General features: G+C 38.3%; 21 protein-coding genes and 2 pseudogenes. 3 read left to right on the top strand and 20 right to left on the bottom strand.

Annotated elements, in window-relative coordinates:
• Positions 1-429, top strand: a pseudogene (locus ACI39P_RS04745) (collagen-like protein); the annotation flags it as partial.
• Between the two features lie 15 nt (positions 430-444).
• Here the strand turns inward: ACI39P_RS04745 and ACI39P_RS04740 are convergent.
• From ACI39P_RS04740 to ACI39P_RS04665, 16 genes and pseudogenes are all read right to left on the bottom strand, one after another.
• Positions 445-2139, bottom strand: a complete 1695-nt coding sequence (locus ACI39P_RS04740; RefSeq protein ID WP_439719540.1) for a recombinase family protein — start codon at positions 2137-2139, stop codon at positions 445-447.
• Positions 2140-2289: 150 nt separating this feature from the next.
• Positions 2290-2541, bottom strand: a complete 252-nt coding sequence (locus tag ACI39P_RS04735; RefSeq protein WP_439719539.1) for a DUF6870 family protein — start codon at positions 2539-2541, stop codon at positions 2290-2292.
• 451 nt (positions 2542-2992) lie between these two features.
• Positions 2993-3244 carry a helix-turn-helix domain-containing protein gene (locus ACI39P_RS04730; protein WP_439719538.1) on the bottom strand — a complete coding sequence of 84 codons (252 nt, stop codon included), beginning with the start codon at positions 3242-3244 and terminating at the stop codon, positions 2993-2995.
• On the bottom strand, positions 3225-3665 hold the full coding sequence (locus ACI39P_RS04725; RefSeq protein WP_439719537.1) for an RNA polymerase sigma factor: 441 nt from the start codon (positions 3663-3665) through the stop codon (positions 3225-3227). Before ACI39P_RS04725 ends, ACI39P_RS04730 begins: the two co-directional genes overlap by 20 nt.
• A gap of 290 nt (positions 3666-3955) precedes the next feature.
• Positions 3956-4033 carry a sortase B protein-sorting domain-containing protein gene (locus tag ACI39P_RS04720; protein WP_439719569.1) on the bottom strand — a complete coding sequence of 26 codons (78 nt, stop codon included), beginning with the start codon at positions 4031-4033 and terminating at the stop codon, positions 3956-3958.
• Between the two features lie 26 nt (positions 4034-4059).
• Positions 4060-4288, bottom strand: a pseudogene (locus ACI39P_RS04715) (IS66 family transposase); the annotation flags it as partial.
• A gap of 44 nt (positions 4289-4332) precedes the next feature.
• Positions 4333-4644: a helix-turn-helix domain-containing protein gene (locus tag ACI39P_RS04710; RefSeq protein ID WP_439719536.1), complete on the bottom strand. Its 312-nt coding sequence runs from the start codon at positions 4642-4644 to the stop codon at positions 4333-4335.
• A gap of 285 nt (positions 4645-4929) precedes the next feature.
• Positions 4930-5286 (bottom strand): hypothetical protein, encoded by a 357-nt coding sequence (locus ACI39P_RS04705; RefSeq protein ID WP_439719535.1) that lies wholly within the window; start codon positions 5284-5286, stop codon positions 4930-4932.
• A 72-nt stretch (positions 5287-5358) separates the two neighbouring features.
• Complete coding sequence (locus ACI39P_RS04700; protein ID WP_439719534.1) at positions 5359-6225, bottom strand: hypothetical protein; 867 nt, start codon at positions 6223-6225, stop codon at positions 5359-5361.
• A gap of 793 nt (positions 6226-7018) precedes the next feature.
• Positions 7019-8068: a stalk domain-containing protein gene (locus tag ACI39P_RS04695; RefSeq protein WP_439719533.1), complete on the bottom strand. Its 1050-nt coding sequence runs from the start codon at positions 8066-8068 to the stop codon at positions 7019-7021.
• Between the two features lie 85 nt (positions 8069-8153).
• Entirely contained in the window at positions 8154-9353 is a 1200-nt protein-coding gene (locus ACI39P_RS04690; RefSeq protein ID WP_439719532.1) for a hypothetical protein, read from the bottom strand.
• A gap of 281 nt (positions 9354-9634) precedes the next feature.
• A complete protein-coding gene (locus ACI39P_RS04685) occupies positions 9635-10090 on the bottom strand; it encodes a hypothetical protein (RefSeq protein ID WP_439719531.1) in 456 nt (151 codons plus the stop codon).
• Between the two features lie 222 nt (positions 10091-10312).
• Entirely contained in the window at positions 10313-10792 is a 480-nt protein-coding gene (locus ACI39P_RS04680) for a hypothetical protein (RefSeq protein ID WP_439716156.1), read from the bottom strand.
• Positions 10793-10805: 13 nt separating this feature from the next.
• Positions 10806-11963, bottom strand: coding sequence for an amidase domain-containing protein (locus tag ACI39P_RS04675; protein WP_439719530.1), 1158 nt, complete (start codon positions 11961-11963; stop codon positions 10806-10808).
• A 184-nt stretch (positions 11964-12147) separates the two neighbouring features.
• Positions 12148-13530 (bottom strand): M56 family metallopeptidase, encoded by a 1383-nt coding sequence (locus ACI39P_RS04670; RefSeq protein ID WP_439719529.1) that lies wholly within the window; start codon positions 13528-13530, stop codon positions 12148-12150.
• Entirely contained in the window at positions 13514-13894 is a 381-nt protein-coding gene (locus tag ACI39P_RS04665) for a BlaI/MecI/CopY family transcriptional regulator (protein WP_439716050.1), read from the bottom strand. The genes ACI39P_RS04670 and ACI39P_RS04665 overlap by 17 nt, the downstream gene beginning before the upstream one ends.
• A 97-nt stretch (positions 13895-13991) precedes the next feature.
• Here ACI39P_RS04665 and ACI39P_RS04660 point away from each other — a divergent pair, with 97 nt between their 5' ends.
• Together ACI39P_RS04660 and ACI39P_RS04655 are read left to right on the top strand one after the other, a co-directional pair.
• Positions 13992-14066 (top strand): hypothetical protein, encoded by a 75-nt coding sequence (locus tag ACI39P_RS04660; protein ID WP_439716151.1) that lies wholly within the window; start codon positions 13992-13994, stop codon positions 14064-14066.
• 1 nt (position 14067) lies between these two features.
• Complete coding sequence (locus ACI39P_RS04655) at positions 14068-14424, top strand: helix-turn-helix domain-containing protein (RefSeq protein ID WP_439716051.1); 357 nt, start codon at positions 14068-14070, stop codon at positions 14422-14424.
• A 628-nt stretch (positions 14425-15052) separates the two neighbouring features.
• On the opposite strand, the gene ACI39P_RS04650 is transcribed toward ACI39P_RS04655, so the two are convergent.
• From ACI39P_RS04650 to ACI39P_RS04635, 4 genes are read right to left on the bottom strand one after another with little or no spacing between them, the layout of a single operon-like run.
• The gene (locus ACI39P_RS04650; protein WP_439719528.1) at positions 15053-16885 is read right to left on the bottom strand and encodes an NlpC/P60 family protein; all 1833 of its coding nucleotides are present in this window, start codon (positions 16883-16885) and stop codon (positions 15053-15055) included.
• Positions 16886-16939: 54 nt separating this feature from the next.
• Positions 16940-19261, bottom strand: a complete 2322-nt coding sequence (locus ACI39P_RS04645; protein WP_439719527.1) for a VirB4-like conjugal transfer ATPase, CD1110 family — start codon at positions 19259-19261, stop codon at positions 16940-16942.
• Complete coding sequence (locus tag ACI39P_RS04640) at positions 19164-19607, bottom strand: PrgI family protein (protein ID WP_439719526.1); 444 nt, start codon at positions 19605-19607, stop codon at positions 19164-19166. Before ACI39P_RS04640 ends, ACI39P_RS04645 begins: the two co-directional genes overlap by 98 nt.
• Before the next feature lie 10 nt (positions 19608-19617).
• Positions 19618-20457, bottom strand: coding sequence for a hypothetical protein (locus ACI39P_RS04635; RefSeq protein WP_439719525.1), 840 nt, complete (start codon positions 20455-20457; stop codon positions 19618-19620).
• Positions 20458-20494 lie beyond the last annotated feature (37 nt).

Here is a 20494-nt window from a genome sequence, read left to right as displayed (position 1 = left end):
GGCGCAACCGGCAGGACCGGTGCCACAGGGGCAACCGGTGCCACCGGCACAACGGGAGCAACCGGCGCTACCGGCAGAGACGGTCAAACCGGTGCTACTGGCGCAACCGGTATCAGTGAAACCATCACCATTCGCACTACAACCACCGGTGAACCAGGCACTCCTGCATCCGTTACAGATGTAACAGGCAGCCCCAACCACGTACTGGATTTCGTCATCCCCAGAGGTGCCACCGGCGCAGATGGCAACGATGGCGAAACAGGGGCTACTGGCGCGACTGGGGCAACTGGGGCAACCGGTGCCACCGGTGCAACCGGAGCTACCGGCGCAACGGGCGCTACAGGGGCTACCGGCAAAGACGGTGCAACTGGCGCTACGGGGGCTACTGGCGCGACTGAGCCACTCGTATTTGCACAACTTTCCGTCTAATATTCCGCAGCATAATCAACCCGTTTTTTCATCATGCAAAAATGCATTTTCCTTCCTATTATTTTCGATATATTCCATGATTTTCTTATACTGATCTGCAAACCGGAACATGATTGTCAATGCCCCATTTTCATGAACATAAATAGTATCAACCAATTCTACCAGCAAACCTCGCTCTAGATGGGTTATATTCTTATGTTTCATAAACATCTCGAAATATGGCTCATTAGATTTTATTCCCTTTTCAAGAGCTGCTTTTTCTTCTTCAAGATTTGTAATCACCGCCTGAAGCTGTTCCACCTGGCTTTTATATTTTTCCTTGATACGTCTGTACTCTTCTTTTGTTATTTCTCCAGTACGCCAGTCCATATATAACGTATCTGAAATGGATTCCAATTTCTGAAGTTCCCTTTTCTTGGCTACCAACGTCCCATCAATGCGCTTCGATGCTGTATGAACCAGCGGCGCACTCCCGATTTCCTCTACCAGTCCATTCAGATCTTCCACAAGCTGGATCTGTTTTTGAATCGTCAGAAGAACTGCTTTTTCCAAAACATCTTCCCGAATGGAATGTTTTGTACAATGTTCTTTCGACTTCTTTTTGTAAGTGGAACAACTATAATAGGTATATCCTTTCGATGATTTTCTTGTCATATGCTTTTTACAATCTGCACACTTCAAAAATCCTGAAAACAGATACACTGTTTTCTTCCCCGGTGCTGTTCTGGTGTCTCTTTGATGAAGAGACTGTGCTTTTTGAAAAGTCTCTTTATCAATAATTGCTTCATGCGTATTCGGAACAACATACCAATCTTTTTCATCCATTCGTATAGCCTGATGCACCTTATAACTGACAATTTTCTGCCGTCCTTGCACCATCGTCCCGATATACACCTCATTGGCAAGAATTGTTGCTACTGTTTTTTCGCTCCACAAACCATCATTCAACATTTTCTGGGGATTTGCATAATTCAGGCCCTTTTTTCGTTTATATGCTGCTGGATTTAGCACACCTAATTCATTCAGCCTTCTGGTAATTCCATATTTACTCATTCCTTCATTTACAAACCAATGAAAAATATCTCTTACAACTTCAGCAGCTTCCTCATCAATGATTAAAGCATTTTTATTCTCCGGATTCTTTTTATACCCATACGGAGCAAAAGCGCCAATAAACTCTCCTTTCTTGCGTTTCATATCAAAAGTACGTCGAATATCCATGCTTGTTTTATACGCATATTGTTCATTGATAAAGCCAGTGATACTAACCTCTAGGCTATGTACAATCTCAGGATTCAAAAATGTATCAATCCTAGGCTCATATAAAGAAATAAATCTTGTGTTATATAAAGGAATAAACTCCTCCAGAAACTTTCCCTGATTCGCACTATTTCTGAATGCACGAGAAAGATTTTTTGTTATGATACAATTTATCCTTCCTCTTTTCACATCTTCGATCAACCTGAGAAAATCAGGACGGGTATCATCAGATGTACCAGTTCGTCCATCATCAATATATTCATCGATAATGTCATAGTCATCTTCAAAAAAATCAGGAATGTGTTCATTCAAGATTTTTCTTTGGTTTGTAATACTCTCACTTTCGCTATTCCCGTCATCACGAGATAATCGAATATATTTGCCAACTTTCCATGTTTTGAATTGCGAAGAATTGCTCTGTTCAATATCATTTCGTCTTCTACGTCCCATTTTGCCTCCATTCTTCTATAATCACATTCAAATCATAGCACATCCACTTACATATAAGCAAAAAACAGGCAAACACATCCATCTGCCGTTGGATAACCTTGCCTGTTTCTTCCTTAATATAATCTGTGTTGATTTTATCCCCCTATTTTTTTACTTCAATCCAACAAAATAATTTAATAACCTTGTCCTCAAATCAATTCCTGTAGAATCAAAATTGATTCGTACCAATATCTCTCCACAATAAAAACAGTACGGATTCCCCATCTTTTCTATAAAATCCAACACCCTTTGATTAGCATCCAATGAATTATCAATAGCAATTTCATCAATATTTTTTAAATCATCGAATTCCGATACTCCAACTTCCACCCTACTTAAATCATCAAGTTCTTTTAAAGTCATATAATCCACCTCTCTCACTGGAGTATATGTAACACCAACTTTGTCCTATACTTTTAATCCGCAACCAGGCGGCTGTTGGCACAGCTCCACAGGAATCTCACCTTATCTCATACCTATGAGGATACCGTACAATGCTGTGAAGGCGTTCAATACGGGAGTATCATTATACTGCATTAAGGATCATGGCCCGCAGACTGCCAATCCACTTGCAGCATGACTCTCCCCGCTCACTTTTTAAAAAGGTCTTGGCGTATCTGCTGCCGGCTCCCCCTAATACAAACGTACCTGTTTGCTATATACTACGCAGAAAACGTTTTCTTTTTCAAAGATCAATAGGTTTTTAACCTATATCAGTCATCAAGCCATATTTGATAACTGATATAGATCAAAAATAGATACGGTGGTATGGAAAGGGGAAAGTGGCATACCACCGTTTTCAAAAAATTAACTGTTATGCTACCTTAATAATTTCAAAATTAAGAATCATAGTCACCAGTTTGATTTCAAGCATTCGACGTTTTTCCTCATCCACATAACTTCTAGGAATACCATTTTCATCATAAAACCACCGAATTGATAAAAATGAAATATACGCTTCATAATGCTTCAAAATTCCATTGAGTGCTTCCGTATTTCCGCCTACTGCTGCTTCAATAACAGGGAACTCTATCAAATTCCATTCGCTATTCTTTTTTCTTCTCATTTACTTCAACCTCCAATTTGATTTTCAGTTCCTTAATTGAATTCACCTTTTTTCTCTGGATTGTTGACCGAAATGAATCAAGTACTTCAGCTATCTCTCGATCTGTCATATCAAAAAAGTAAGAAAGCAAAATAATTTGCTGTTTTTCCTTTGCTAAAGATTCTATAGCCTCGGCCAATTTATCATTTTTGATAGCAACCGTCTGATCCATCACTTCAAAATATGTATTATCAAAAAAATACCCATCCTCTGTGAACAGCTTGTCTACCTCATATTGCGGCAGGCCAGAAAAACAAATTTCTCTTTTCAATCTACGTCCACGGATTTTGTCGATGTTGCGGCTTTCTTCCCGTAGCACCTTCCGACATATAGTATCAAATTGGTGTCTAACGGTTTTCATCTGAGACGGCGATAGTTTCAAAAGTTTCCACCCCCTCTCATACACCGAAAGGTCGGTTTATTTCCCTTTCACTTTCTATCCCAACAGCGAACCACTGTTTTGCTCATTTTCTAAAAATAAGGGGTTAAAATCTTTCTTTTGACTTAGAGATAAAAAGAATATTTTGCTTTATTTGCCAATTCCTTCTAATCGAAACGCCTTTAACAATCAAATATGACACCTGCTTAACTACAAATTTGAAAATCCCATGTGCATAAGCACACGGGATTTCTGGATAAATATTATTTTGTTAGCAACAGGCAATCCTCTGTCTAAGGTAAGCGATTAACAAGATAGCATCTTGAAACATGAAAAAGGATGGCGTATAATGCCATCCTTATATTTTTCACCTGTATTCTGTCTGAACCACCTCAGCCTATGGCATCAGATGACCCAGTTCTTCCACATGATTGTATCCGTTGGTATCGTGCATGCACAGCAGCAGATACTGCGGATATGTATAAACATTGATTCCATTTGCTTTTGCCGTTTCGGCAACGCTATATACAGCTGCAGATGCAGGAAGCTCCTTTAGGTGTATCTGCAAAGAGCCAGTTCTTGCGACCAACTGTGTATGGGCGGGTCGCATTTTCGGCGGCATTATTATAAATGTAGAATCTGCCGTCCTGAACTGCATTTCATTTATATTCTATTTGCGATCTTGAAAAGCTCGTAGCATGGAGAGCAAGGCATCTTTCTGATCAGGAGTAAGAATCATCCACCTATCAAATATCTCTTTCAGCTCTGGTGTCAACTCAACCATATCTCCATCCGCAAAAAACTGCGCCAATGTAATGCCAAAGCCATCACAAATGCTTTCAAGAGTTTTGATAGACGGAATATTATTTCTCTTAAAAATATTTGCAAGGGTAGACTGTGATAAGCCGCAGTTTTTTGATAATCTATATTCTGTCCAGCTACTTTTATCAAGCAATTCTCGCAGCCGTTTATTTGCGTCCACAATAGCCCCTCCTTTTGTGAATATTTTTTCTTTTACCAGTAAAATATATGCTATTGTATAATACCGTTTTATTAAACAGCATTTACATACAGAAGTTTTTTTCTTGTAGCTAAAGCTTTTGATAGACTTTTTCGGCAATCTGAGGCAAATATCAACTCGCCCTCTTTCTTGTTATTTTTTATGTTCTAGAAAAAATATATCCAAATTTTTCTCATTATGGGTAGGGTCATTAAGAATATAATAGCATATATTCAATAATTTGTATAACAAATGTTACCATCACATTCAAAACAACAAAATTATATATAGCATAAACAAGACAACTAATCCAATTAAGTTGTTTTCTCTTATTTTTTTAATTTCATTTTCATATCTAAATTGTTTATAATTTTTTTTACTTTTTTTCTCCAAATAATACAAAAACACAAAAATATATGCAAAATAAACTAAAAGCATTATCGCCTGAATTTTATATGGCATCAAAAAAACTGATCCAATAAATATAGTTTTTCTTACAAATTCATTTGATTCCTTTTGAACTAAATTTTCGCCCTGATTAAAATTTGTCAATATTTTTTTCGATATATGTACTAAATATTCAACAAAAACAATAATACAGAGTATAGCGAAAAATGTCATCAATTTTGTTCCTCCTAAAATAACCTCTAAAAAATATTCCTACCTCTTGATAAAATCAAGAGGTAGGGTTCAAAATTAAAGTTCATATGGAGAAAAATCTACCCCATATAAATATTCTGTCATAACATCAAGCAAACTTAAAGATGCCGTAAAATCTTCGGGATCATAGTACTGACCATCAAAGTATTCTTCGCCCCTCAGCCATTCTTTCAAATCATCTTTTGCAACATATTTATAACCACATTTGTTAAATGTAGGAGATGTATCAGCTGTAATTTTATCTTTTCCATAATAACTCAAATCGTATCTATATACAGAAAGAGTAGTCGAAGTTAAGATAGTTACTATTTTACCAGAAACATAGCCAATCCCTGCATTAACCAATGCCTCAACAATTGCTATTGCATAGCCACTAGGGACAACTAAACCAACTGCAACTGCTGCTGCAATAGACGCAAGTTCTGTACTAGTCTTATTAACTGTATAAGTAGTATCCTTTCTATTCGTCATTTTTTCATATACATGCATAGTTGCTCTCTCTTGAGTAAAAATATTAGATACCCCCACAGTAGCAACTTTACTAAAGCTATTAAATCCCATTATAGACATACCTGGATTTACTTCTTTTACAATTGTATTCCCGAAGTCTTTCGCATTCATTTTCTTAACAGTTTTATCTACGCCAGTGGTTACAATATCTCCAGTGTCTCTACTACTAACTGCAGTATAAAGCAAATTATCATTTAGGTCATATTGTTCTACAATAACTTCATTTCCATTATCCCACGCAACCAGCTTGTTCTCACCAATTACTAATGTACTTTTTCCCTGTTCGTTTGTAGAAACAAATTGGTTTTCTCCCCCTACTGCAGCATAAGCATTAACTACACCGCCAACACTCATAACAAATGTCATTGCTAAAGCGATTATCTTTTTAAACATTATAATTCCTCCTTACTACAAACAGCTTTTAAAAAATATTATAGACACATCTATTAAACGCTTGGCATTTAATGCTTTTTTCATTTAGATTTTTCTATAATATTGAGTTGTGACAAAATTTCTTTTTTCATCAGGAATGTCTTTACCAAAATAACCTTAAAACTCTTAAATATGCATAGAATTTTATTAGCTGCCATGATATAATTTTATATATCCTGTTTGAAACAGATTTTGTGTTGGTCGCACGGTTCTGCATTTTCATTCAGGATATTTTTATCACCCCCATTTCTTTGTTTCCTTTTTTCTTCATGAAACCACCCTCCTTTTTAGAGATTTTAAAACATCACTTATAGAAATAAGTGGCATTTCCATATTGCTGCCGTTTTCTGTACCATCGAAATATTTAGCTCTCTATAAAATATAGGCTTTGGCATATTTCCTCTCTTAAATCCCATAATTCAAGGTATTTCTCCCACTGATCGATATTATTTACGTCATACTGAACATCGGAAACATTGATACATGACAAAACATTGTCATCACTCCTATACACTTCCGAATATGGTGCCGAAAAGTTCTCCTTTACTTCTTCGTCCCAATCAACCTGATAGCCGACGTTCCTGCCAATGTCCCGTAGCATAAAATAATTGCTGTCCTGGTACATATACGCCGGCACAGCGTCAACCTTATTAACTGTCTCCCCTGACTGAACAGAAAGCGCATTTTGCGATAGCGTCATCGCAATCCCTGCGGCGAGAACCTCCACTCCTTAAAATTGATTTAGAGAAATCTATTATTCAAAGATGTGCGATGTAGCAAAATAGTGTCCGGTATCATTTATATACACAGTCTCTACCTCGCATTTATTTTTCAGATCATTCATATCAAAGAAACGGTAGATTCTCTGCTCATCGACCTGATAATCATAACCATCGGCTTCTATGGCTTTCTGTTTCGCTTCTTCATCGGACAGCTGCAGTGTGCCTATTTTCGCTATATCAAAATCCTCATTTTTCTCACCAATGAATGTGATCAAGGCAGCCTTTCCGTTCAAGCAGGTAACGAGATATCCAAAATTGGCTCTTACACCATTTACATCCAGTCTCATTACAAGAGAATTATACCCGGATAATAAGCCGTTTACATCATCTTCTGTAATGGTGTAATCATCTACGCTAAAATCCTTGTCAATGTTCTCTTTTATATATTTTTCGATTTCGCTATAGTCCTTCGAGCCGGAAACATAGGACACATCTTCCTTGATGACTTTTTGGTTCAGCTCAGGGTCTAAAAATCTGTCAACGGATATGTTCGTTTCGGCTGTCTTGGGTACGTCAGGTGTATCAGTTGTAGTTTCCTTACCCATTGTAAGCATGATAGTATTTGTGTTATTATCCCAGCCGCAGATAAAATCCATTGCCTCAGCCAAATCACGCAGCTTGAAATAATTATACCCATCAATATTCAGGCACTCCATATCCTGATATTCATTTCCATCTATAACAATAGTCTGCTGATCCTTCTTGACATTTTCCGCCTGTTTCGCAGCGCTCAGGCCGTCAAAATTCTGTGCAGACTTATCTTTTGTCATAGTAATTTTCTTCGCATTTCGGTCCCAATCGACCTGATAGCCTACGATCCTGCCAATGTCCCGCAGCATAAAATAATTGCTGTCCTGATACATGTACGCTGGCACAGCGTCAACCTTATTAACTGTCTCCCCTGACTGAACAGAAAGCACATTTTGCGATGGCGTCACCGCAATCCCTGCGGCAAACACGCCTTGAGTAAGCATAAGCGATCCCACAACAGCCCCCATTGTAACAAATTTCTTCTTACTCATAAAAAAACCTCCTTTTGTAAATAAAAATAAATTTTGTGGAACAGGATGTTCCTGTTCCACAAAATTACATATGTAATTGGCAAAATTAGAATTTATTTTCTGTGCAGAAGTATCCGCCATTTTCGTCAACGTATACTGTATTGACAGCGTTGACAATCTTGCCTGCAGTTACATCATAGTATTTCTCAATGTACTGCTCATCTACTTCATAGTCATAGCCGTCTGCTCTGATTGCCATTTCCAGCAGATCCCCATCATTTCTGTTTACCATAGCTCGAGCCATCGGCATATCTTTGATTTCATCTGCTGTCATATCTTCGTAATTGTCTGTGAAAGTAATGAGTTTCATTTCATCATCAATGCACAGAACGATGAAGCCGTAGTTAGAGGAAACGCCACCGATTTTCAGACGGAAGGAAATCTGGTTTACGCCATTTTCTTCCTCGCCAAATTCTTTGATGCTGTAATCATCCAGTACAAAGTCAGCGTCTACATTTTCCTGAATATACTGCTCGATCTCATCAAAATCGGAGGAACCAGCATTGTATGCTACAGCTTCTTCAACAACCTTCTGATTCAGTTCATCATCAAGATATGCTGCTACAGGATTTACAGCTGTTTTAGCCGCCTGTTTCGCTGCTCTTGTTGCTACTTCGGGAAGTGTGTCATTTACTCTGCCAAACAGGATGTTATCAAATACGGCACTTGTTTCAAATGCTCCTTTGGAAATCAGGTAAGCCCGTGTATTGATAGCCGCATCCAAGTATTTGTCCCCTCTGCGTACATAACGTGCAAATCTTTCTGTGTAGTCTCCCAGAATTCCTGTGTTAGGGCTACCTGTCCATGCAAGAACAAAGTTTGCGCCATTATCCTCAATCGTACCTGCTAAGCACTCTGTAGGTCGATTGGTATATTTCCCTGTTTTGCAGGCCGCCATGATCGCCATTTCTGTTCTGGAGAAACTGGAATCACTTACATCTTTAAGACCTGCGCTGCCATCGATACAAATACCGCTATCCCCAGTTTCAATGCTATATTTAGAACCATGCCCTGCTACATAAAGCACACTGCTGTTCAGGCGAGAAGCCGTAAACCGCGAAGAAGTAGGGTTTGTATAAATCTTTGTATAGTACCCCATTCTGTCCATGTGATACTCAACATCTTCCATTTCCGTAAGGAATTCTTCATCCCCAAAGAAATATGCGTCATCTGCGCCTGCAAATGCAGTTGCAGCTGTTCCCATAGATAATACAGCGGCTAATGCCATTGCTAAAAATCTTTTCATTTTGTTTCCTCCTTGCTGTCTCAATCAAATGTCATTACAAAATGTATTTTTCCTATTCCATAAAAGGGATTTTTCTGATATAATGTATACATCCTGTTTGAAACAGATTTTGTGTTGGTCGCACGGTTCTGTATTTTCACTCAGGATATTTTTTTCACCTCCGTTTCTTTTCGCTCTTTTTTCTTCATAAAATCACCCTCCTCCATAGAAATTTTAAAATATCACTTATAAAAATAAGTGGCATTTCCATATTGCTGCCGTTTTCTGTACCATCGAAATATTTAGCTCTCTATAAAATACAGGCTCTGACATATTTCCTCTTTTAAATCCCATAATTCAAGGTATTTCTCCCACTGATCGGTATTATTTACGTCATACTGAACATCGGAAACATTGATACATAACAAAACATTGTCATCGCCCCTATACACTTCCGAATATGGCGCCAAAAAGTTCTCCTTTACTTCTTCGTCCCAATAATTTCTATCCATGTAGTACAGAGAAAAAAACAATACCTTGCTCTCAGGTTCCAAAAAGCTGATTACTACCCCGTTTTCCGTAGAACTTTCTTCTATTTCAAAAGGATTTTCTTTGTAGCCTTTCGGCATAAGAAAGCCGATCCCTAAGTCGTGATTTTCATATAACACTTGATCCGTGTCCTCGATTTTGGATTTATAATAATGCCTGCCGCCTAATATTGCGATGATAAATACCACCACAAGCACTAATACCAACATTTTTTCATTTCTTCCTCCCCTGATTATACAAGTGGCAGGCCATTGTATCCCCTCGCTTGCCATCTTTTATTGGGTTGCCCTTTTTTTCTGCTATTTACTGCAGCTCTTTGTTATATGCAGGGTTGATGTAGCAATAATCCATATTTTTGTTTGTACCTATATCAACAACATTTTCCCTACACTTTATTTAGATTTGCTTTATATCTTTCAAGCTAAATCACTTTAATTGACAAAAATTTCTCTAATAGAAATTACTCTGCCATCTTCAAGTACCTGTATTTCAAATGGTGTTTTGCCAAGTTCTCCATTACCTAAATCAAATTTCTTCAGAAATTCAGATAATTCTTTTGTTGTATACATACGACTTTCGTTATCATCTGAAATAAATAAAGCATCTGTATCATAAAAATCATACCGAGTTTCTTCATTTAAAGCGAATGTTAATTTTGTATCCGAAGGATTATAGATATAGTACCCATCCGGCATATCTTTTTCTGTTAGTTCCAAAGAGTCTATCCAATACCTATCTGACAAATCAATAAATTTAAAATCATCAACAATTAGTTGATTATCATTAACTGTTAGATAGCCTTCATATATATCGTACGCACCTGACATAGTCTGTTGCTGTTCAGTATTTTGGCAACCCGCTGTACAAATTAGTAATAACACTCCAAGCATCAAACTCGTACATTTCTTCATTCGCTTTTCCCCCTCAAGTAATCGACTTAGACGCTTTATAGAAAGAAGCACTTACTTCCGATTTCTTATAAACAGTATTTTTTGTCTGAGAAGCGCCATGTTGTGTATATTTAATAGTAACACCGTCTCCGGCAGTTACAAGCGCTACATGGCTTGTATTATTCCAGTACATAATGCATCCTGCCGCAATCACGCTTTCATCAGATTCTTTGTAAAAATAGCCTTTATTTTTCATATAAATTACAACACCCGTTTGGCCATTGTAACCTGTTCTAAACCAATGATCTCCAGGCCAGCCGCCCCACGTTGCCGCACGATACCATTTACCGGATTTATCCTCTGGAATCCCACCGGCATTTAATGCCTTAGATACAAAGTTCGCACAATCTGTTCCCGCAACAGTAGATGAAGGATACTCCGGAGTCGCATCCCAGTTATCAAAAGCCCAATCTCTTGCTGCAATCCTATCGTAGGAAACGGATGCCTTTGTACTTGCCGTTGAATCAGAATTTAACAACGGTGTTTTTGCAACAGATTCTAATTTTTCCAATGCCTTATATCCAGATTGATAAACCTCATCAAAATCTTCTACCTCGGCTAAGCTATCTGTATCAATCAGCAAAATTTCTTCATCAGTATCTGTTCTATAAAACAATTTATAATTTGCATCTGAACTTTTTGTTCTCAAATTCTTATTATTATCCAATTCTATGGCATAGGTAAACGTAGCGCTATCTGGAATGTTGAAATACATTGTTTCAATTTCCTTAACATACGAATCGATTTCAGCCTGCAACTCATTCTTTATCGATGTATCCTCTACTTCATTCAAAGCCTTTTGCATACCTAAAACATACGGACTCTGGGACGGATGTCTTGTTAGCGTCATATCTACATATACGTTGATATCAAGATATTTTTTCCCTTGATTATCTCTTACTTTGTAATCGTAACTAAAATCATCCAATTCATATAATTCACCATAGTCCTTAATAATTTGATCTTTAATATCTAAAAATGCTGTTTCAGCCGCCTGTGTTTCTAAGGAACTTGAAAAACTGCTGTCCAATGATTCAGAAGATACGTTTTCATTTGCAAAGACGCTTGTTTGCAGTCCTAAGCAAATAACGCTTGCCATAAACACAGAAACTATCTTTTTATATTTAAACATATTATCAATCCTTTCCTTAAAATTTACATCCCCTTTTAACTACATTTGTAGTATAATTTATATCCTGTTTGAAATAAATTTTGTGTTGGTCGCACGGTTCTGCATTTTCACTCAGGATATTTTTATCACCTCCGTTCCTCGATTTCCTTTTTTCTTCATACCCCCTCCTTATCTTATTTATCGATCAGTGCATACAAGGATCTTCCGTAACCGTCTTAATCACATCGCCTTTCCATATTGTCCCACAGGATGTACATTTTTTCCCTTCATAGTATGTGGTCTTGCAGGAACCATCACTATTTTTCTTATGCTCCTTCAGTGTAATATCAACAATATTGTGAACGTGCTTCGGTTCGATCTGCCCTTGTCCCAGATCAGATACAAATGTTACCTTGCCATTGTAAATGATCTCATACGTTGTATCATTCGTATCGCACGGAACAAACTCGCTCATATTTGCAAAACTGTCGGTCTGAAAATCAAGGTTATCCATGATTTCAGAATCATCGACTTCTTCAAATTCGCCAGTTTCTACAATCTCTACATTTTTAGAAAACATCATATTTACAGGTACATCAGCTTCTTTTGCAACTGCATTACCACAAAACATAGACATCATTGCCACAGTAGCTACCGTCACCTTTCCTAACATACCGCCTGTCCCGTTCTTCTTCATAATCTTCGTCATCCTCCTTTTATAATTCTTTAAATCTAATCCAGCAAAGCTGACGCTGAGAATTTCACACTTAGTTCTACTCTCTTCCAGTTCTAAAGCCTTTATCATTAACTGGCAGTATTTCCGTCTTTGCGTCTTTGTAAAATTCTTCGTTACTTCCTCATCGCAAGCTGCTTCTATCCATTCAGAGAGATTATTCCGCAAAAAATAATACAACGGATTAAACCAATTCAAGCAGTTCAAAATCAGCATAAGCAGTCTTCTCAACAAGTCTTGGTGCATAACATGATAAAATTCATGCTCCAAAATAAACCCGACTTCTTCCTCATCGAAGGAATTTATTATGTAAGAAGGGATTACAATGAACCTGTTTTTTACGCCAATTGTACACAGCGTAGATATATTACAGCTCCCAACAAGTCTCACATTTGCCGCCTTCTTGTCGTCCTTCATTGCAGAGAATTTTTCATACCATAAATCGTCATTGATACGAAACATACTTTTTCTCGCAAAATATATCAGCCGTACATATCTCCACACATAATAAATCAGGAAAAATACTGCTCCTATCAGCCATATAACCCCAAGATATTCCTCCAAATGTATATGACTTCTTACATTGCAGACAAAGCCCTCATATCCCCCTACATCCTGATATATCAACATATCAGACCGAGTAAAAGCGCTCTCGCTTCCATCTCTGATTGATACTGCAAAATATAGTGGCGTAATAAAAGAAAACAGTGCCAATGTATTTACAAAGACCATAGTCTTTGCAGAAGTCAATTTATACGCTAATTTTTCAAATGGCAGATAAATAGCACAAAAGATAAATCCGCTGATAGACAATAGCAGCGCCATAATAAACGCACGTTCAATCATCAAATTCATCTAACCACGCCTTCAAATCCTCAATATCATTTTTACCGATTTTCTCACTGCCGCGGAAGGCTACAAGAAAGTTCTTCAGCGATCCTCCGAACTTGCTTTCAATAAAACCTTCCGCTTCATTTTTTTCATACTGCTCCTTACTGATTAAGGGAAAGTAGCAAAGCTTCTTACCTTGTTTCGTAGTTGCTAAAAACCCCTTTGCTTCAAGGCGTCTTAAAAATGTAGCTACCGTTTGATATGCCCATTCCTCCCCTTCTTCATTTAAAATCGTCACCATATCAGGGACTGTAACCATTTCCCCTGCTTCCCAAATATGGTTCATTACTTTCATCTCCGCATTTGAGATATTCATATTATTTCCCATAGATCATCACCTCCTATACTATTACGCCTTGTAATATACATATTATTACATCTTGTAATATTTTGTCAATCCAAAACGCCGATTATGAGTAAAGTATATATTTTACTCTAATTTGGCAATAATAACAAAATTCATCAGCAAATCTGCTAGGATATTACCAAAGAGGTGTTAGCATGAAAGTGTACTCCCTATGCAACAGACTAAAAAACTTAAGAGAAAACCATAATCTGAAACAGAATACTGTAGCTGAATACCTGAATATGTCCCAACAAAGCTATTCTCGGTATGAAAATGGCAAACGTGAACTGCCAATTTCATATCTTGAACCATTGTCGAAATTATACAATGTTTCTACCGATTTTCTTCTTGGTATATCCATGAGCGAAAATGACCTCTCTGCGCTTTCAGACTTCACATACAATGGCCACTCTTTGCAAAATTTATTGGATGATATTACATCACTAAATTCTGAAAATATGGCCTTATTAGTTTCTTACATCGAATTTCTGAAATTCATGCAAAATAAATAAGATTCCTTTACTTTATATTAGTAAAAGAATCTTATTATTGTATTATCTGTATGTTCTTACTGTCAATTTTCTCAATCAACAAATGTAAGTAATATCGGTTCATAAACTATAGCTTGCATTATCTGTCTCTTTGCAAGTAGGAAAATCCTACTCTTTTATTCAGATACAATATGGTAAGCCTTACCATTGATGCGCCAGGAGAAAATCTGCCAGATGGGATGATTTTAATCTTGTTCTCAATTCTCACACCTAAATCATTCATAGTGATAACACACTTCAGATAATGATCCGCGATTTCCAGAAATTTCCCTATTTATGATCGGATTTTTCCAGAAGGTGCACATATACTTGAGCATAAATTTTTTATCTCACCAAATTGCCACAAATTACCGTTTTGTCAAGAAAATCACATTCCAAATTCCCTTTCATACAGTCAAGATCAATAGCCTTTTCGTTCAATAGATCACTAAATACCACTTGACCACCTTCTATCTTTAGCCTTTTGCTTTTCTCCATATAGGCTACTCCTTTATAGAGTAAAGCAAAAACATCAACTATCATTATAAGTTACATGAGAAAATTAGAGAAACTCTTTTTTAATAGGTTGTTACCCTTACTTTAATACCCTCTATAATATCCGCCTGCCAATTTTTGTAAAACCTTGTACCCCCGTCACAACCACATTATTCTGAGAGGATGCACAATGAGCCACCAGCAGATTTCCGTTTTCATCTATTCCGACAATAACCCCCACATGACCCAAATCAGGATAGAACACCAAATCCCCTGGCAGTGCTTCACTCCAGCTTATTTTTTTACATTTCCCATACTGGTTGCTTGCTCCATGCCCAATCACGTTGGCATAGGATGGATCACCCATCGCATTGATGAACACCCATGTCACAAATCCAGAACAATCCAATCCAAACGGCAATGTCATTCCCGTTGTACTGCTGCCTGCCGCTGTTACCTTTGTCGGTGTTCCCCATCGACTATCCCAGCCAATCACTTCTGATTTACCACCCCAGAAATAGTTCACTTTACCCACAAGAGAATACGCTAATTCCACAACAGCCCTTCTCTCTGGAGACAAACCTTCTGGAAGATTCTCCAACATCTTCTGTACCTGTTCCGAAGTCAATTCTATACTCTCACCTGCAACACCTAAAGTTCCAACCAGTTCAGAAAGCATCTGGGCATATTCTGGCTGCATCAATTCATAGAGTGCCTGCTTCTGATACAGCGTAAAATCATAATAGTCTACCATTTCTTCATACCCTCTGCTTGTCAAAGTGATATGTAAAATCGTTTTCATTTCAGTATCTTCTCCGCTGCCATGCTTTACTTTCTCCGTTTTATAGGACAGCTCATTCATATCCCAAAATACTTCTTTCAGCAGTTCCACTCTCGCATCATCCATCGTAACAACATCCGTAGCATCTTCACCCGCTCCAGCCGTTTTAGCAGCAAACACTGCCACAACTTCTGTCCAGTTTGTGATAAAAAGCTGATCCCCGCCATCTGGCACTACATGATATTCCACTGTATCATGGGGCACTTCATTTTCAATTTCACTGACCTTTGCATAAAACTCGCTATTTGTTTCTGCTACAATTTCTGCGATCCTCCTTGTCCCTGCCGTATCATCATAAGCCGAAAAGAATACACCAAAGGCCGTTGACACCAAAGCCAGAACTGCACCGATAATCACAAAAACAATAATCAACCCACTCAAACCGCCCAATGCCGCAAGGATGCCTTTTACAAAAGCTGTTACAGTATTTGCAATCGCTTTTGTAAATCGATTACCATCGTTAATCTGCTTTGCTGTTTTGGGTGTTTTCTGAAAAAATAGCGTTTCTCTCAAAGATTTCACAGCATGCCATTTTCCTTCTCTTTGATACTGGCTTCGTTTTTGTAATGTTTTCTGCAACTTCTGTGGTATTTTTTCTTTGGTCATCTTTAAATTCTGATATTTCTTTCTTTCATCAGACCGCCTATTATAAATTTGCTGTTCTTGAAAAATAACAGTCTTAGGGAATTCTGCTTCTTTTCTTGCAGGTTGTTTTTCTTTGATTCTCCTGCCCTTTTCAACCGCATATTTCTTTTTAACCGCCTTTTTATTTCCCTCTGGATTCCAGACAAATTCGCCCGCTTCCGCTTTACTCTGTAAATCTTCATCAAATATATACTGCTTTTCTTTTTTGCTTTTCTTTCCTGAAACAATCCGTCCCACCACATAAATACCTGTTTCCATCGCTGCATCTTCAATTGTTTCTTCTGCCTGCTTGGATGCTTCACTGGTTTCCTTTTCTGTTGGCTGTCTTGTTTTTGTTCTGATATAGTCTGCCTTCATTTTTTCTTTCAACGGCGATGCTTTCTGTTTCTTCCCATTGTTTTTTCCATCTTTGGTTTTTATAGTACTTTGTTTCTGTTTTACCTTCAGGTCTTTCTCCTGCATAAAATTCCTCCAATCAAAAAAAAGACGGACAGAAAAAACTCTGCCCGCCTGCTCTTACCGATCTTCCGGTTTTGTTGTCATCAAACGATACAATTCCGTATCCTTTGGAAATTCATTGATAAACGGTACCAGAGAACTTTTGACCTTCAAAAGTCCTCGTCCTGCCTGTGTGTCTGTGATGTAGTTCATCTGTGTATCAGAAATATGGAACAGCCTTGCCAGTTCCTTTCTGTCATTGGCTGACTGATTCAGTAAAATCAAAAACTCACTGTTAGAAAACATGGTCTTTGCCATATCAGACCGCAGACAATCAGAAACATTCTGCGTAATACCTGTTGCTAATGCCCCATATTTTCGAAATCTTTTCCAGCTTTCCGAAAGGAAAGTGGAACTATATTCATTGGCAAAAAACAAATAGATCTCGTCGATATACACCCATGTTCGTCTGCCATTTTTACGGTTCTTCATAACACGGTTCAGGATGGAATCCAGCATAATCAGCATCCCGATGGTTTTCAAAGATTTTCCCAAATCCAAAATGTCATAACAAACAATACGGCTATTCTGGTTCACATTGGTCTGATGAGAAAAAACATTGGAGCTACCTTCTGTAAAAAGTTCCAAGGTTAATGCAATCTGTTTCGCTAAAGGTTCCTCCTGTCTGAGCAATTCCTGCCGCAATTTTTTCAGTGTTGGAGGCTCTCCATCATAGTCCTTCAGATATTCCTGATAGATATTTTTCATACAGCGATCCACCAGAGAGTTTGCACCACTATCGACTCTGCCATTATTCAGATTTTCATAAAGGGACATGACAAAACTGGATTTCAGTGATAAGGGGTTATCCCCTTCTCCATAGTCCCTGCTCATATCCAAAGGATTGATATAATTCTTGGTATCAGGAGAAAAGCGGATCACTTCGCCGCCCAAAGAACGTACCAGTTCTTCATATTCTCTTTCCGGATCGACAATAATAATGTCATCATTTGTCGCCATAGCAATAAAGGCAATCTCCTCTTTTGCGATAAAAGATTTACCAGAACCGGATACCCCAAGAATAAAGGCGTTACCGTTCAAAAGGCTCTTTCTATTGCAAATAATAAGGTTTCTGCTGATGGCATTGATACCATAATAGATGCCGCCTTTGTCCCTGATTTCCTGCACGGAAAAAGGATTCAACGCAGACACACTGCCAGTGTTCAGCGTTCGCAAAGTATGTATCCTTCGCAAACCATAGGGCAGAACCGTATTCAGTCCATCTTCCTGCTGCCACCGCAAAATAGACAGATTACAAAAACTGGTCTTTGCTGCGCTCTGCAGGGCTTCCGTATCTGCATCCAGCTGTTCCAGATCGTCTGCCAGATGAACTACTGTCAAAAGGGCAAACATCATTCGCTCATCCCTTGCCGTCAGGTCATCCAGAAATTCTTTCGTTTCTGTCCGCATCAGTTCCATTTCATAGGGGATCGTTGCACTGAAATTGTAATTTTCGTTCTGTTTTCTCTGCCAACGGGTAATATCCGTTTCCACCGCCAAAATTTTGTTCTGTATCTCTTTCACAGCCTCATCCGTAGGAATTGGGAGAATATCAATGGAAAGCATTATGTTTCTGGAAACATCCGTCAGTTTTGCCACCATATCATCACGGATAAACGAAGCATAATCCTTCAGAAATAACACTCGCCCAACCTTGTCATCCATTTCAAAATGATCTGCCTTGAACTGCATACTATCCGGGCAAATGCTGTCCTTGAAATTATGTCCTCGCCGCATCAATTCCTTCAGGTTGATATTCAGATCAGGCTCATCCTCCGGTCTGAAAAAATCGTACAGTAGTTTCAACCGTTCCTGATTATCCTGTACCAATGCGATAGAAGATAGTTTCGATAAATTCGTTGCCAGATCAATCCCAATTCTCCCAAAAGCTGCCCTTGCTTCTTCTATGGTCTTTTTACTGACGGAAACAGTAATATATTTTTCCTGTACCATATTTTGCGTCGCTTCCGCCTTATCCTGCAGCATACGGTTATATTCCCCACGGTACTGATCCAAAGCATCTTTTTTCCCCGGCAGCATCAGTGACTGCCGAAATTCCTTCAGATTCAGTTTTCGATTATAAATCGTAATTTTTATCGTTGCATCTGTCGGTAAAGAATTCAAAAACGCACAATACTGTAAAAGCATCGTGCGTTTATCCTCCTCTGACGCAACGGCAAAATTGATGTCCGTGATCTTCCATGTCATGCTGTAGTTATTGCCGACTTTCCAGATACCATCCCTAAAGATTTTTTCTATGGGAATGGATGCCTGTACGCTTTTTGGAATGACGAAGGCTTCTCTTTCGTTTGCCACGCTGTTTCGTAAAGTTTTTAACACCAAGCAGCACCTCCTTTTTCGGTTCCATTGTCATGATGTCCAGATAATAATTATCAGCCTTGAACACTCTTTTTCCTGAATAGAATACTTCCGTTTTCAAAAACGCCCATGCCAGTTTTTCCGCAGTCAATCCGTTGTATTTAAAAAATCCCATTGCTGCAACAGGAGCTGCCGCTACCATGCAAAGCCAGCTTGCCGTTTCTTTTCCGATCAGATTTTTTGTGAGAAAATAAATCCCTACCGCAATCGCTATTGCAAGAACAGAACAAACGAACTGCCTTGCAGAAAGACCAAAAAACAGGGTTTCATGGTATTCGCAGATTTCCTTATTGATTTTTATTTCCATACGCCACCTCCTACAGTGCCAGCATTTCTTTTACGATACGGTCTGCACCTTTGACTAGTCCTACCAGTACCAGCATATTGAAAATAGTTTCCGCCAGGTAGGACAATACCTGTACTACTGCCGTACTGTCCGGGTTTGCCAAACTGACATTACCGTCTGAAACGAATGCAGAAAAAATCATACAGGCAAGGACGATCACAGCGCCTTCCAGACATACCCCTGCATAACTTTTGATAAAAGCTTTCCCCATGAAAGAAGTGGTTTCTCCTGCAAAGGAAGATAAAGGAATAGGTGCAAATGAGGTATACATATAGAGTTTGAAAAATCTCGAATATACCGTCAGAATCATCACAAAGGACAGAACGATAATAACCAAACACCCAATGATTGTAATGAGCCACAAAGGAATACTCGCCAGAAAACCAACTTCATTGATTGCCGTTTCCAGTTCCTCCGGTAAAGATACCGCACTGGTCATATCTCCCATCTTCGATGCAATAGAAGAAACAATACCACCACAAATATTGAAAACAGTATTCATCAACTCAATACCATAAGTTACTGCTGTTTTTGCCAGTACAAATCGTATAAAAAAACGCAGACCTTGTTCTGGTCTGCGAAAATCCCTGAAATTGATAGTACTTTTGCAAATACTGATGGCAAAAAACAAAACTAGCAGTCCATATCCAATGGCCTGTAATGCATCATTGATTGTCAATGCCAATGACCATATATCGCCACCCTTGAACTCCTGTGGAGTAAGGCTGATCAGTTCCCATATTTCTGCCTGTTTTTCATTCCATAATTCAAATGTCCATTTCAAACTTTCTACAATCCAGTTTTCATTCAAACCGCCACCTCCCCATAATAAAAAAGACATTTCATAA

It is taken from the genome of Anaerotignum sp. (assembly GCF_051877975.1).
Classification (GTDB): domain Bacteria; phylum Bacillota; class Clostridia; order Lachnospirales; family Anaerotignaceae; genus Anaerotignum_A.
The sequence above is the reverse complement of the archived record's forward strand: the minus strand, read 5'-3'. Positions and strand labels throughout refer to the sequence as shown.

Bases quoted from the DNA above. Each gene is read 5' to 3' on its own strand.
- ACI39P_RS04735 (WP_439719539.1), bottom strand. From the start codon at position 2,541: ATGACTTTAAAAGAACTTGATGATTTAAGTAGGGTGGAAGTTGGAGTA.
- ACI39P_RS04700 (WP_439719534.1), bottom strand. From the start codon at position 6,225: ATGTTTAAAAAGATAATCGCTTTAGCAATGACATTTGTTATGAGTGTT.
- ACI39P_RS04740 (WP_439719540.1), bottom strand. From the start codon at position 2,139: ATGGGACGTAGAAGACGAAATGATATTGAACAGAGCAATTCTTCGCAA.
- ACI39P_RS04685 (WP_439719531.1), bottom strand. From the start codon at position 10,090: ATGTTGGTATTAGTGCTTGTGGTGGTATTTATCATCGCAATATTAGGC.
- ACI39P_RS04675 (WP_439719530.1), bottom strand. From the start codon at position 11,963: ATGTTTAAATATAAAAAGATAGTTTCTGTGTTTATGGCAAGCGTTATT.
- ACI39P_RS04730 (WP_439719538.1), bottom strand. From the start codon at position 3,244: ATGAGAAGAAAAAAGAATAGCGAATGGAATTTGATAGAGTTCCCTGTT.
- ACI39P_RS04640 (WP_439719526.1), bottom strand. From the start codon at position 19,607: ATGGAAATAAAAATCAATAAGGAAATCTGCGAATACCATGAAACCCTG.
- ACI39P_RS04695 (WP_439719533.1), bottom strand. From the start codon at position 8,068: ATGAGTAAGAAGAAATTTGTTACAATGGGGGCTGTTGTGGGATCGCTT.
- ACI39P_RS04680 (WP_439716156.1), bottom strand. From the start codon at position 10,792: ATGAAGAAATGTACGAGTTTGATGCTTGGAGTGTTATTACTAATTTGT.
- ACI39P_RS04670 (WP_439719529.1), bottom strand. From the start codon at position 13,530: ATGAATTTGATGATTGAACGTGCGTTTATTATGGCGCTGCTATTGTCT.
- ACI39P_RS04655 (WP_439716051.1), top strand. From the start codon at position 14,068: ATGAAAGTGTACTCCCTATGCAACAGACTAAAAAACTTAAGAGAAAAC.
- ACI39P_RS04650 (WP_439719528.1), bottom strand. From the start codon at position 16,885: ATGCAGGAGAAAGACCTGAAGGTAAAACAGAAACAAAGTACTATAAAA.
- ACI39P_RS04665 (WP_439716050.1), bottom strand. From the start codon at position 13,894: ATGGGAAATAATATGAATATCTCAAATGCGGAGATGAAAGTAATGAAC.
- ACI39P_RS04690 (WP_439719532.1), bottom strand. From the start codon at position 9,353: ATGAAAAGATTTTTAGCAATGGCATTAGCCGCTGTATTATCTATGGGA.